The sequence below is a fragment of the Streptosporangiales bacterium genome (genome assembly GCA_009379955.1).
Lineage (GTDB): Bacteria > Actinomycetota > Actinomycetes > Streptosporangiales > WHST01 > WHST01.
In genome coordinates this window covers 1-12700 of sequence record WHST01000162.1, presented here as the reverse complement: position 1 = coordinate 12700, position 12700 = coordinate 1, and the positions used below count along the sequence as shown (strand labels likewise).

Sequence of the window (12700 nt, the reverse complement as noted above, 5' to 3'; positions counted from 1 at the left end):
CCACGTGATCGTCGATCAACACGTACAGTGCGGTCAGGAGGGTGTTCAGATCTTTGCTCACACATCGAACATGAACACCCTCCCCCACATCCACGGCCACGACGCGCCCAGGCCCTTCAAGGAATCACTCATCTAGGGCGTCATGCGCAGCAGCGACTTGCCGGTCGAGGTGCGGATCTCGACGGCCTCGATGTCACGTACGGGCCACGAGGTGCCGCCCTGCAGCTTCGCGTCCTTGCCGGGCAGCACGGTCCAGCTGCCGACCTGCTCGATGTCGCCGTCCTTGTTGACCACGACGAGACTGTAGACCTTGCCACCCGGCCCGCCCTTCTCGTACATGCAGTGCATGTCGATGCGGGTGCCCCAGGCGACGTCCTCGAGTCCGACGGTCGCCCACACGGGCGCCGAGGCGAGCGGGCTCATCGTCACGGTCGGGATCGAGATCGGCTGCTCGCCGGTGACCGGCCGCATGGCTACGGCGACGACGAGCGCGAGGCACGCCGCAAGGGCGAGGCCGGCCGCTCCGATCGCGGTCACCCGGGTGCGGACGCGTTGCCTGCGGACCCGGGTGAGGAGCGAAGGGAGGAGCGTCGGCGGAGGTTCCGCCGGCGCTCCTCCCGGGGAGAGATGCTCCTCGGGCACCTTCGCGAGCAGGCCGGGCAGGCCGGCGATCTCCCTGACCGACCGTGCGCACTCGGCACACGTGCGCAGATGCTGCTCGTACTCCTGCCGGTCGTGGGCCGACAGGGCGCCGAGCACGTAGCCGGCGTCGTACGACGCGAACCTGTCCTCACTCATGTGCGCTCACCTCCACGCGCGAAGGGGGCCACGCCGACGCGATGCTGCTGCCTCATACGGTCACCCCCAGTTCCTCCAGCGCGAGCCGCAGGGCCCGCAGCGCGTAGTGCAGGCGTGACTTCACCGTTCCTTCCGGTATCCCGAGTCGGTGTGCGGCCTCGGCGACCGAGTGACCGCGGTAGTGGCACTCGACGACGGCCTGCCGGTGCGGATCGGACAACCGGCCGAGCGCCTCGGCGACGAGGAAGGCGGTCAGCGTGCGCTCGGTCTCGTCCTCCGCGCTCGCGTATCGCGCGGTGCCCGGCAGCTCCGCCACCGTCACCTCGCTCTTCGACCGCGGCGTGCGCCATTCGTCGATCACGATGCGCCGCGCGACGGTGAACAGCCAGGACCTCGCCGAGTCGGCCCGGTCGAGGACCTTCGGATTGCGCCACGCCCGCAGCAAGGTCTCCTGCACGACGTCCTCGGCGCGGGCACGGTCACCGGCGGTGAGCCGCAGGGCGTACGCCCACAGCGCCGCCGCATGCTCGTCGTGCAGCGCGCGCATCAGCTCCGCCTGGCTGTCCTCCACCCCACCTCCGGTCCTCATGACGGTACCCGCCGGCGGTCCGCTAGCCCCGGCCACCACGTCTCGCGACGAGGAGGGCGATGCCGCCGACGACCGCCACGATCTCCGCGACCGCGGCGAGCACGGCCTGCACGTCCCACATCATCTCCTGGATGCCGAACAAGCCGACGGTGCGGGACATCATGAACGCCCCGAACGTCGAGGCGCCGAACCCGATCGCCGCGAGCAGGGGCAACCAGTGCCGCCAGGCGAGCATGACCACGCCGATCAGCAGGCCGCCGACGACGTTCACCAGGAACAACGGCCCGATGATCGCGATGTCGGAGAACCCGTCGGCCCACAGCACCAGGTGGATGTCGGCCGACAGCAGGACCGCCGCGGCGGTGATGCCGTACAGCACATTGTTCGTGCGCGCGGGTCGCGCCGGTGCCCCGGCCACACCCTGGTCAGCGCGTGTCATCAGCCGTTCCTCCATGCCCAGACCTCCACTCGTCTCGCCCCAGTGGTCCACGTCTGACCATCCGTACGGAATCGGGCGGAGATCGGTTCATCGCGACTTTGAACCGTACGACTCCCTCACCCGTAGTATCCGGCAACCATCGACCCAGAAAGGGACCTTCGTGGACTCCAACATGCCAACGCGACGTCATGTCATCGCCGCAGCAGGCGCAGGATTCGGAGTACTCGCCGTCGCCGGCTGCGCGAACGGTGGCGACCCCGGCCCCGCTGAGAGCTCACAGTCGTCTCCCAGCGAGTCGAATGACGGGGCCACCCCCGTGCCCGAGGACGGGGCCGAGCTGGCGACCCTGGCCGACATCAAGGTCGGTGAGGCGGTCGCCGCGAAGAGCGGCGAGGAGGACGTCATCGTCGCGCGCCCGACCGAGGACACGGCGACCGCGTTCAGCGCCAAGTGCACGCACAAGGGCTGCCCGGTCAAGCCGTCCGGCAAGGAACTGAAGTGCCCGTGCCACGGCTCGCGCTTCGAGGCCGCCACCGGCAAGGTGCTCGGCGGTCCCGCCGAGGCGCCGCTCGGCGCGTTCAAGGTGCGCGTCGAGGGCGGCAAGGTCGTCGCCGGCGGCGGCTGACCTCCCGCGGCAGTCGTCGGTGCCGGCCCCGGGCTGGGGTCCCCAGCAGGTGCCAGCACCACGGCCGGGGACCCCAGCCGGTGCCAGCACCACGGCCGGGGACCCCAGCCGGTGCCAGCACCACAACCGGGGACCCCAGCAGGTGCCAGCACCACGGCCGGGGACCCCAGCCGGGGGCGGCACCAGAACCGGGGACCCCAGCAGGTGCGCGGCATCCCCTCAGTCGGAGTCGACCAGGGGGACGAAGGCCACCTGGACCAGGCGCTCCCGGCGTCCGCCGCGGATCCGTATCAGGTCGCCATGGCTGCGCCGACCGACCGGGCACACCAGCGTGCCGTCGGGCGCCAACTGGTCGAGCAGGGCCCGCGGCGGGCGGCGGTCGGCCATGGCGGTCACGGCGATGCCGTCGTACGGCGCGTGGTCGGCGGCACCGTGGATGCCGTTGCCGACGCGCACCTCGACGTTGTCGCAGCCGACCTCGGCGAGCACCCGCTCCGCACGCTCCGCGAGTGGACGGTGCCGCTCGACCGTCACCACGGTCGCGCAGCACCGGGACAGGACCGCGGCCGCATACCCGGAGCCGGTGCCGATCTCCAGACAGTGCGAGCGGTCGGTGAGACGGAGGACCTCGGTGGTGAACGCGACGATCCACGGGGCCGAGATCGTCTGGCCCTCGCCGATCGGCAACGGGACGTCCTCGTACGCCTGCGCCGCCACGTCGGCGGGAACGAAACGCTCGCGCGGGATCTCCCCCATCGCCGCCAGGACGCGCGGGTCGGCGATCCCCTGGGCGCGCAGGCGTTCGACCATCGCCGCCCTGGCGGCTCCCGCGTCCCGCATGCCGTCACACCTCCTCAAGGATCGGCGGTGACCACCGGGGTGTTCGGTCGCCCGGTTCGCAGCCACGCCACGACGTTCGCGGCGGGCCTCTCGGCATAGTCGCGCAGCGAGTCGTCGGACAGATACCCCACATGGGGTGTCGCCAACACCCGGTCGTGGTGCAGCAGCGGATGACCACGGCGCGGCGGCTCCCCGTCGAGGACGTCGAGACCGGCGGCGCCGAGGTGCCCGGAGTCGAGCGCGGCCAGCAGCGCGGCCTCGTCGACCAGCGCGCCGCGCGAGGCGTTGACGAGAACGGCGCCCCGCGGCATCGCCGCGAGCCGGCGACCGTCGACCACGTGGCGCGTGTCGTCGGTCAGCGGCACGTGCAGGCTGAGGACGTCGGACGTGTCGACGAGCTCGTCGACACCGACCCGTGCCACCTCCGCCGGCCAGGCCGACGCCGGGACGAGCGGGTCGGCGCCGAGGACCGCGCCGAAGACCGAGGCGGCGAGCCCCGCGTAGCGGCGGCCGATGCGGCCCATGCCGAGCACGCCGCAGCGCAGCGCGCTCGGCCGGCGCATGGGGTACGGGATCTCGTCGTCCCAGCCGCCGCCCAGGACGTGCCGATGCCACTCGGGCAGCCGGCGCAGCAGCGCCAGTGTCAACGCGAACGCATGCACCGCAACCTCCTCGGTCGCGCCGCCAGGGAGGTTGCAGACCCAGAGCCCGCGCCGGCGCGCCTCGTCGACGTCGACCATGTCGTACCCGGCCGAGTGAGTCGCGACGATCCGCAGGTCGGGCAACCGGTCGAACAGCGGCGCCCCGACCGGGTCGTAGCCGGCGAGCAGCGCGACGGCGTCGCGCGGCGCGGACTCGTCGAGCGCCGCACCGCCGAGCCGGTGCACGCGGAAACCGGCCGCCTCGAGCAGACGTACGCCCGGCGACACGTCGAGCCCGGGCACGGGCAGGTAGATCGCCGCGGGTGTGGTCATGGCGCCTCCTGCGTTGGGTCATGCGCGTCCGCGCTGAGCGAGTAGTCCTCCTTGACGACGCGCAGGTGCATCCACGACTCCAACTGGGTCACGCCGGGCATGTCGCGGATGCGGTCGAGCGCGGCTGCGGCCGCGGCGGGTGACGGGCAGAGCAGCGTGCCGACCGCGTCCCACGGCCCGAGGGTCTCGCTCAGGTAGTGCACCTCCGGCAGCTCGGCGATGCGGTCGGTCGCCCCGGGGACGGCGTCGAGGGTCAGCCCGAAGCCGCACATCGACCCGAGGCCGAGCAGGCCCGGCGTGATCATCGCCGCGACGTGCACGATGCCCGCGTCGAGCAGCGCGCGCACCCGGATGCGCGCGGAGCTGGCGGACAGGTTCGTCGCGCGGCCGAGGTCGGCGTACGACGCCCGCCCGTCGCGTTGCAGCAGGGCCACGAGCTGCCGGTCGATCGGGTCGAGCACCGCCCGCTCGGTCGGGCCGCTGCGCCCGCCCGGCGAGTACGCGTCCTTGACCCCGCGGGTGTAGACGACGGTCGTCACGCTCTGGACGTCGGACAGCGCCCTGACCTCGGTGACGGTACGTCGCAGGCTGGCCATGTCGGTGGTGCGCACCTCGGCGATCACCGCGTGCCGGCCCGCGACGACCGACACCAGCGGCATCTCGGCCTTCGCCGCCATCGCGGTCGCGAGACCGGCGGCGTCGCTGACGACGTCGACCGACAGGTGGCCGAGGGTCAGCAGCCCCCGCGCGGCCGGGTGGACGACGGCGACGATCGTGACCGCACCGGAGTCGAGCAGCCGCTGGACGCGCCCGCGTACCGCCACCCGCGACAGACCCAACCGCTGCGCGAGATGCTCGAAGCTGGCTCGGCCGTCGAGCTGCAGCTCGCGCACCAGGGCCGCGTCGACCGGACCGAGATCCATCGCCGCTCCTCGCCAGGTCGAGCGATTCGATCGGTCACCCCTCCGGATGGTGGTGACCGCCCACTCTCACCTCACCGCCATCGCATGATTCGGAACCGATCACGACGGATCCGCCATCGATTCGGTCCGAATCACGCACATCATGTTACGCATGGACCGTTGACGGCGCCATCCCGAGCACATATCGTCCCTGCATTCGGTGAGCACGAGGAGGACGGCTATGACCCGGTCCGGTGGTGCCGCCGTCGTGCGGGCATTGCGCGACAACGGCGTCGAGGTGGTCTTCGGCATCCCCGGCACACACAACCTCGAGATCTACCGCCACCTCGCCGACTCGCCGATCCGGCACGTCGCACCGCGCCACGAGCAGGGCGCCGGGTACGCGGCCGACGGCTATGCCCGCGTCACCGGGCGGCCGGGTGTGTGCGTCACGACCACGGGTCCCGGGCTCACCAACATCTCCACGGCGGCGGCGACCGCGTACGGCGACTCGATCCCGTTGCTCGTCGTGTCGCCCGGCGTACCGCGGGGCATGGAGGGCGCCGACGTCGGCTGGCTGCACGAGGTCAAGGACCAGTCCGCGCACATGGACCGCCTGCTCGACCGCAGCGTCCGGGTCGACTCGGCCGCCGAGGCGTACCAGGCGATCGCCGAGACGTTCGCGCGCTGGCGCGTCGAGCGTCCGCGTCCCGTCCATGTCGAGGTGCCCGTCGACGTCCTCGACGGCGAGTGGGACGGTGAGACACCGGCCGCGGGCACGTACGCCGGCCCCACGCCCGACCCCGCCGCCCTGAGCGCGGCGGCCACCGCGCTCAGCAGGGCGCGCAACCCACTGCTGCTGCTCGGCGGCGGCGCACGCGCCGCGGCACCCGAGGCCGTCGCGCTCGCCGAGGCGCTCGACCTCCCGGTCGTCACGACGGTCAACGGCAAGGGCATCGTGCCGGAGTCGCACCCGCTCTCCCTCGGCTCCTCGCTGCGCCTCCCCGAGGCCTGGGCCCTGGTCGAGAACGCCGACGTGCTGCTCGTCGTCGGCAGCGAGCTCGGCGACTCCGACCTGTGGGGCCACGAGCTGAAGCCGACCGGCGAGGTCGTCCGCGTGGACGTCGACGAGCGGCAGCTGCACAAGAACGTCCGCGCGACGGTCGCCGTGCACAGCGACGCCGGCAACGCGATGCGCGCACTCGCCGCGGCCGCTCCCGGACCCGCCGCCACCGGTGCACGCGAGCGCGTCGCAGAGGCACGCGGCGTGCTGCGCGAGCAGGCGAGGAGTGACGGCGGGCAGTGGGAGGCCGTCAACCGGATCCTCGCCGACGAACTGCCGCCCGACGCCGTCGTCGCCGGCGACAGCGCCCAGGTGTCGTACTACGGCACCGTGCACTTCTGGTCCGCGCGGCAGCCGGGCCAGTTCCTCTATCCCTGTGGTTACGCGACGCTCGGCTACGGCCTGCCCGCGGCGATCGGCGCGAAGATCGCGCATCCCGACCGCGCCGTCGTCACGCTCGTCGGCGACGGCGGCTTCCAGTTCACGGCGATGGAGCTCGCCACCGCGGCGGCCGAACGCCTGTCGATCCCGGTCGTCGTGATGAACAACCACGGCTACGCGGAGATCCGCGAGGAGATGGACCAACGCGGGATGTCCCGCACGGGGGTCGACTTCGACGTGGTCGACCACGCCGCGCTCGCGAAGGCGTGCGGCGGTCAGGGCGTCAGGCTCGGCGGGCTGGACGAGCTGCCGGCGGCACTGCGCACCGCCCTGTCGACACCGTCGCCCACAGTGATCGAAGTACCTGCCTGAGCACTCGGCGCGGAGGCGTCCCATGACCTCGACAGACACTCCCGTTCCCACCACCGACCCGCGGCGCCTGCGTCGCGTCGCGGTCGCGTCGTTCATCGGCACGACCGTCGAGTGGTACGACTTCTACATCTACTCGACGGCCGCGGCGCTGGTCTTCGCCACGCTCTTCTTCCCCGGCCAGGCACCAGGCACGGGCACGCTGCTGGCGTTCGCCACGTACGCGGTCGGCTCGATCGGGCGTCCGCTCGGTGCCATCGTGTTCGGCCACATGGGCGACCGGGTCGGGCGCAAGCTCGTGCTCACCGTGACGCTCACCGTGATGGGTGTCTGCACCGTGCTCATCGGCCTGTTGCCGACGTACGCGTCCATCGGCATCTGGGCGCCGATCCTGCTGACCGTGCTGCGTTTCGTCCAGTCGTTCGGCGTCGGCGGCGAGTGGGGCGGTGCGGTGCTGCTGGCCGTCGAACACGCGCCGCGCAAGCGCCGCATCTTCTACGGGTCGCTGCCGCAGACGAGCTCCGCGCTCGCGCTGATGATCTCCACCGGCGTCTTCGCCCTGCTGGCGCTCACGAGCCACGAGCAGATGCTGGCCTGGGGCTGGCGGGTGCCGTTCCTGCTGTCCGCGCCGCTGATCGCGTTCGGCCTCGTCGTCCGCCGCACCGTCGAGGAGACGCCGGAGTTCCTCGCGCTCGAACGCCGGCAGGCCAAGACCCGGGTGCCGCTGGCCGAGGTGCTCCGCCACCACTGGCGGCCGCTCCTGCTGGGCGTCGGCGCGATCCTCATCACCATCAGCGGGTTCTATCTGTCCAGCACGTTCATGATCTTCTACGGCACTGACCAGAAGCTGTTCAGCGAGTCCGCGATGCTCGCCGGGGTGACGTTCACCGGCTTCGTCGCCGTGTTCGCGACACCACTCGCCGGCCTGCTCGGCGACAGGTTCGGCGCGCGCCGCACCGTCGCGTGGTCGACGATCGCCAGTGCTGCGGTGAGCTTCCCGATGTTCTGGCTCACCAACAGCGGTGTCGTCGCGGCGATGTGGCTCGGCATGACGCTCGTCATGGTCACCAGCAGCCTCGCGTACGGCGGCGTGTCCGGCCTGGTGGCCGGCTGGTTCCCGGCGAAGGTGCGCAACAGCGGCATCTCCCTGGCGTACCAGCTCGCCGGCGTGCTCGGTGCGGGTCTGTCCCCCGTCATCGCGACTGCGCTCTACGGCGTCGGCGCCACGCCGTACCTCTGGGTCGCGGTGTTCCTCGCCGGTATGAGCCTGGTGTCGTTCGCCTGCGTCGTCGCGTACCGCGGCCGCGACCACCTGATGCCCGTTCCCCCCGACGCCGCGCCGGTCACGACGTGAAGGACGAGGCGAAGGTCGCCGCGCACGCGTGGGTCGACGCCCGCCGTGACGACCTGTCGTCATGGCACTCGACGATCTGGGCGTACGCCGAGCCGGCGTGGCGCGAGTACGCGTCGGCCCGGTGGTTCGTCGAACGACTGCGGGCCGAGGGCTTCGACGTCGAGGAGGGCAGCGGCGGCATGCCGACCGCGTTCTGCGCAACCTGGTCGAACGGCGCAGGCCCGACCGTCCTCAGCTACGCCGAGTACGACGCCGTGCCGGGCAACTGCCAGGCCGCGGACACGCGCGAGGGACCGCGCCCCGGCGAGGACAGGGACGCGGCCGGGCACACCGACCCGCACTCCGCGCTCGGCATCGCGACGCTCGGCGCGTTGCTCGCGACGAAGCATGCGATGGAACGCCACGGCGTCCGGGGCACGCTGCGCTACACCGGCGAGCCCGCGGAGAAGATGCACGGCTCGAAGCCGGTCCACGGCCTGCGCGGCTACTACGACGGCGTCGACGCGATCGTCAGCTTCCACCCGTTCTACCTGCTGCCGCTGTGCAACACGGTGCGCTGGGACACCCACTGCGGCGCGTACTACAGCAAGGTGTACGAGTTCCGTTGCGACGAACCCGAGACCTGGCTGCAGGGCTGGAGTGCGGGTGTTCCGGGCAGCCCCATCCCCGCGTCGCACTCCGTGGCACGTGCCCCGGGCGCCAACGCCGCGCTCACGACGATGTACCAGCTCACCAAGACGACGCAGGACGCGATGGCGCCGGCGTTCGGCGGCTGGTCGCTGTCGGAGGCGATCCTCGGCGCCCCGCAGGCGACGGCCGACAACCTGCCGGCACGGGTCGCCCGCCTGCAGTACTCATGGCGCACGCCGGACGTCGCGACAGCGGAACAGGTGCTCGCCGTCCTCGACCGCAACGCCGCCGCGGCGGCGTCCACGGCGCACTGCACCGTGAACGAGCGCTGGGTGGCGCGCAGCCGTCCCGGCCTGGCCAACCACGCGATGGCCGACCTGGTGTGGGACAACCTGCGCGCCGTCGGGCCGCCGGCGTACGACGCCGACGCGACCGCCGTCGCGCGGCGCATGCAGCGGGCCGTCGGCGACGAGCCCACCGACCGACCGTGGCTCGACGACCTCACCAGGCTGGTCGAGCCGCGCGAGGCGGAGCGGCGACTGCGCGAGATCCTCCCGCCCTCGCAACGGCACTGGACCTCCGACGACTACGTCGAGATGACGTGGTACGCACCCACGGCCAGGCTCTACGTCGCGCGTCCTGCGTTCGCGCCACGCGCGGACGGCAGGCCGTACCCGGCATGGGTGATGAACGCTCTCGGCGGCATCCCCGCGACGATCGACCCGACCGTGCGGTGCGCGGCGAAGACGATCGCAGGCTCACTGCTCGACCTGCTGAGTGACGGGGACCGGCTGGCGGACGCCCGCACCGAGTTCGACCGACGACGGGCCGAGACCGCCCTGGAACCCTTGCTGCCGAAGGACTTCGCGCCACCCGTCGACCTGCCGTGGCCCACCGCATCGGGAGTGCACGCGTGACCCCACCAGTCCTCTTCCACGGCGGCTCGATACACACGTTCGCCCGTGCCGGCACCGTCCCCGCGCTCCTCGTCGAGGGCGAGCGCGTGGCCGCGGTCGGCACCCTCGACGACTGCCGGCGCGCTGCGACGGCGACACCGCGCGAGCACGACCTCGCGGGACGCACGCTGCTGCCCGGCTTCGTCGACGCGCACGTACATCCATTGCTGCTCGGCGACGCGCTCTCCGGCGTCGACCTGTCCGGCGCGCGCTCGCTCGACGACATCGTGCGGTTGCTCCGTACCCATGCCGAACGCGATCCGGACGCCGCGACGGTCACCGGCTACGGGTACGACCAGTCGAAGCTCGCCGAGGGCAGGCACCCGTCGCGCACGGAGCTCGACGCAGTGTCGGGCGAGCGTCCGGTGCGCATCCAGCACGCCAGCGGTCACGGTTACGCCGTCAACACGGTGGTGCTGCGTACCTGCGGCATCGACGCCGACACGCCCACACCTTCCGGCGGGCGCATCGACAGGGACGACGACGGCGAGCCCACCGGCGTCGTCTTCGACTCCGCGTGCGACCTCCTCACCGGTCCGGACGGCGTGAAGGTCGCGAACCACGGACCCAACTTCCACCTGCCGCTCGACGACAGCGAGGCCAGACGGCAGCTCGCGCTCGGTCAGCGCGCGCTGCTCGCCGCCGGCATCACGTCGGCGTGCGACGCGCAGGTGACCGGCAGGGAGATGCGCGCGTATCTCGCCGCGCGCGACAGCGGCGACCTCGCCGTCCGCGTCCACGCACTCGTCCTGTCCAGTGGCCTACCGCACCTGGAGCAGCTCGGGCTCGGCGGCGGGCTCGGTGACGACCGGCTCGAGCTGCTCGGCGTGAAGCTGTACGCCGACGGCTCGGTGATCGCGCGCACGGCGTACCTGTCGCACGCCTGCTGCGACGACCCGGCGCCGAGCGGCTACCTGTACCACGACCCGGACGAGCTCGCGTCGCTCATCGTGGCGGCACACCGGCTCGGCCTGCCCACCGCCACGCACGCACAGGGCGACGTGCCCATCCAGATCGTGCTCGACGCCGTCGCCCGCGCACAGGAGGAACGCCGGCGTCCCGGCCTCACCCACCGCATCGAGCACTGCGGCTTCCCTACCAGCACGCAGATCGCCCGGATGGCCGAGCTCGGCGTCGTACCCGTGCCCCAGCCGATGCAGGTCACGCTGTACGGCGACTCGCTGCTCGCCGAGTACGGCGACGACGGCGGACGCTTCTACCCAATGAGCGAGTTCGCCGACGCGGGCCTCCCGCTGGTGGTGAGCTCCGACGGCCCCGTCACCACGCCCGACCCGCTGCGCGCCGCCGCGGTCGCGGTCACCCGGCGGACACTCGACGGGCAGACCGCCGGTGGACGTACGGACGCGGGGCCGCGCCAGGGCATCGCCGCGCAGGCCGCACTGCGCGGGATCACCGCGACCCCTGCGAGACTGCTGCGCTGCAACGACGTCGGCGACCTCGCCGTCGGCCGGCTGGCCGACCTGGTGGTACTCGACGCCGACCCCACCACCGGCGGCGCCGACGCGCTGGACACTGCGACCGTGGACGAGACGTGGGTGGGCGGCGCCCGGGTGTACCGGCGCTGACCGAACGACAGCACGAGGAGGGCGACCGATGGCCGACACGACACCGGCGGGACCCGTGGGACCCGTCGACGCCTCTCGGGTGCCGCGTTACGCGGGCATCGCGACGTTCGCACGGCTGCCGCGGATCGAGGACGTGTCCCACGCCGACATCGCGGTGCTCGGCGTGCCGTACGACAGCGCGGTGTCGTACCGTCCTGGCGCGCGCTTCGGACCCGCGGCGGTCCGCGAGGCGAGCCGGCTGCTTCGCCCGTACCACCAGGCGCTCGACGTCTCCCCGTTCGCGCGTGCCCAGGTGGTCGACGCCGGCGACGTGAGCGCGAACCCGTACGACATCACCGCGGCGCTGGCAACGGTCGAGGCGCGTGCCCGCGAGCACCTCGACGCCGACACCAGCCTGGTCACCGTGGGCGGCGACCACGCGATCGCCCTCCCGCTCCTGCGGGCGATGGCGCGCAAGCACGGGCCGGTGGCCTTGCTGCACTTCGACGCGCACCTCGACACGTGGGACACGTACTTCGGCGAGCGCTACACCCACGGCACGCCGTTCCGGCGGGCGTTCGAGGAGGGCCTCCTCGACACCGGCGCGCTCAGCCACGTCGGCATCCGCGGGCCCCTGTACGGCAAGGGCGACCTGGCCGACGACGAACGGTTCGGCTTCGGCATCGTCACCGCCGCCGACGTCATGCGCCGCGGCCCCGACGACATCGCCGCCATGCTGCGCGAACGCGTCGGCGACCGCCCCCTGTACGTGTCGGTCGACATCGACGTCCTCGACCCCGCCCACGCCCCCGGCACCGGCACGCCCGAGGCGGGCGGCCTCACCAGCCGCGAGCTGCTCGAGATCCTCCGCGGCCTCGCCGGCACGAACCTGGTCTCCGCCGACGTCGTCGAGGTGGCGCCGGCGTACGACCATGCGGACATCACGGCCGTGGCGGCGTCGCATGTGGTCTATGACCTGGTGAGCCTGTTGGCGATGCGGTAGGCGGTTCGGTCTGGGGCTGTGGGTCCACGGGTGCGCTGCGAGGGTCGTCGGCGGAGCTTCACCTCACCGATATGGACTTCACCTCGTCCCGGCACGAGGTGAAGTCCACGTTGATCACGTCAACCACTGGGGGACCCTGGCGGGCCATCCCCTACGGGTGAAAAGTAGGGGGTGGCCCGCGGTGTCCCTGGCGACGGCGTGATCACAACGGT

12 protein-coding genes are annotated in these 12700 nt (G+C 72.3%); 6 read left to right on the top strand and 6 right to left on the bottom strand.

Annotated elements, in window-relative coordinates; translation table 11 throughout:
* Positions 1–132 precede the first annotated feature (132 nt).
* Genes GEV10_29755 through GEV10_29745 form a run of 3 tightly spaced genes read right to left on the bottom strand, consistent with a single transcriptional unit; the run spans position 133 to position 1826 of the window.
* Positions 133–798, bottom strand: coding sequence for an anti-sigma factor (locus GEV10_29755; protein ID MQA82597.1), 666 nt, complete (start codon positions 796–798; stop codon positions 133–135).
* 52 nt (positions 799–850) lie between these two features.
* Entirely contained in the window at positions 851–1387 is a 537-nt protein-coding gene (locus tag GEV10_29750; protein MQA82596.1) for a sigma-70 family RNA polymerase sigma factor, read from the bottom strand.
* Between the two features lie 22 nt (positions 1388–1409).
* Complete coding sequence (locus tag GEV10_29745; protein ID MQA82595.1) at positions 1410–1826, bottom strand: hypothetical protein; 417 nt, start codon at positions 1824–1826, stop codon at positions 1410–1412.
* A gap of 172 nt (positions 1827–1998) precedes the next feature.
* Between GEV10_29745 and GEV10_29740 the strand changes: the two genes are divergently transcribed.
* Complete coding sequence (locus GEV10_29740) at positions 1999–2451, top strand: Rieske 2Fe-2S domain-containing protein (GenBank protein ID MQA82594.1); 453 nt, start codon at positions 1999–2001, stop codon at positions 2449–2451.
* 219 nt (positions 2452–2670) lie between these two features.
* Here the strand turns inward: GEV10_29740 and GEV10_29735 are convergent, their stop codons facing one another.
* From GEV10_29735 to GEV10_29725, 3 genes are read right to left on the bottom strand one after another with little or no spacing between them, the layout of a single operon-like run.
* Complete coding sequence (locus GEV10_29735) at positions 2671–3261, bottom strand: protein-L-isoaspartate(D-aspartate) O-methyltransferase (GenBank protein MQA82593.1); 591 nt, start codon at positions 3259–3261, stop codon at positions 2671–2673.
* Between the two features lie 44 nt (positions 3262–3305).
* The gene (locus GEV10_29730) at positions 3306–4265 is read right to left on the bottom strand and encodes a C-terminal binding protein (protein MQA82592.1); all 960 of its coding nucleotides are present in this window, start codon (positions 4263–4265) and stop codon (positions 3306–3308) included.
* Entirely contained in the window at positions 4262–5188 is a 927-nt protein-coding gene (locus GEV10_29725; GenBank protein ID MQA82591.1) for an AsnC family transcriptional regulator, read from the bottom strand. The genes GEV10_29730 and GEV10_29725 overlap by 4 nt, the downstream gene beginning before the upstream one ends.
* 220 nt (positions 5189–5408) lie before the next feature.
* On the opposite strand from GEV10_29725, the gene GEV10_29720 reads away from it, so the two are divergent.
* The 5 genes from GEV10_29720 to speB are packed head-to-tail and all read left to right on the top strand — an operon-like array spanning position 5409 to position 12488.
* Positions 5409–6983: a 5-guanidino-2-oxopentanoate decarboxylase gene (locus tag GEV10_29720; protein ID MQA82590.1), complete on the top strand. Its 1575-nt coding sequence runs from the start codon at positions 5409–5411 to the stop codon at positions 6981–6983.
* Positions 6984–7005: 22 nt separating this feature from the next.
* A complete protein-coding gene (locus tag GEV10_29715) occupies positions 7006–8334 on the top strand; it encodes an MFS transporter (GenBank protein ID MQA82589.1) in 1329 nt (442 codons plus the stop codon).
* A complete protein-coding gene (locus GEV10_29710) occupies positions 8331–9881 on the top strand; it encodes an amidohydrolase (protein ID MQA82588.1) in 1551 nt (516 codons plus the stop codon). The genes GEV10_29715 and GEV10_29710 overlap by 4 nt, the downstream gene beginning before the upstream one ends.
* Positions 9851–11506, top strand: a complete 1656-nt coding sequence (locus tag GEV10_29705; protein ID MQA82587.1) for an amidohydrolase family protein — start codon at positions 9851–9853, stop codon at positions 11504–11506. Before GEV10_29710 ends, GEV10_29705 begins: the two co-directional genes overlap by 31 nt.
* A 28-nt stretch (positions 11507–11534) precedes the next feature.
* Entirely contained in the window at positions 11535–12488 is a 954-nt protein-coding gene (gene speB, locus GEV10_29700; GenBank protein ID MQA82586.1) for an agmatinase, read from the top strand.
* Positions 12489–12700: the final 212 nt, after the last annotated feature.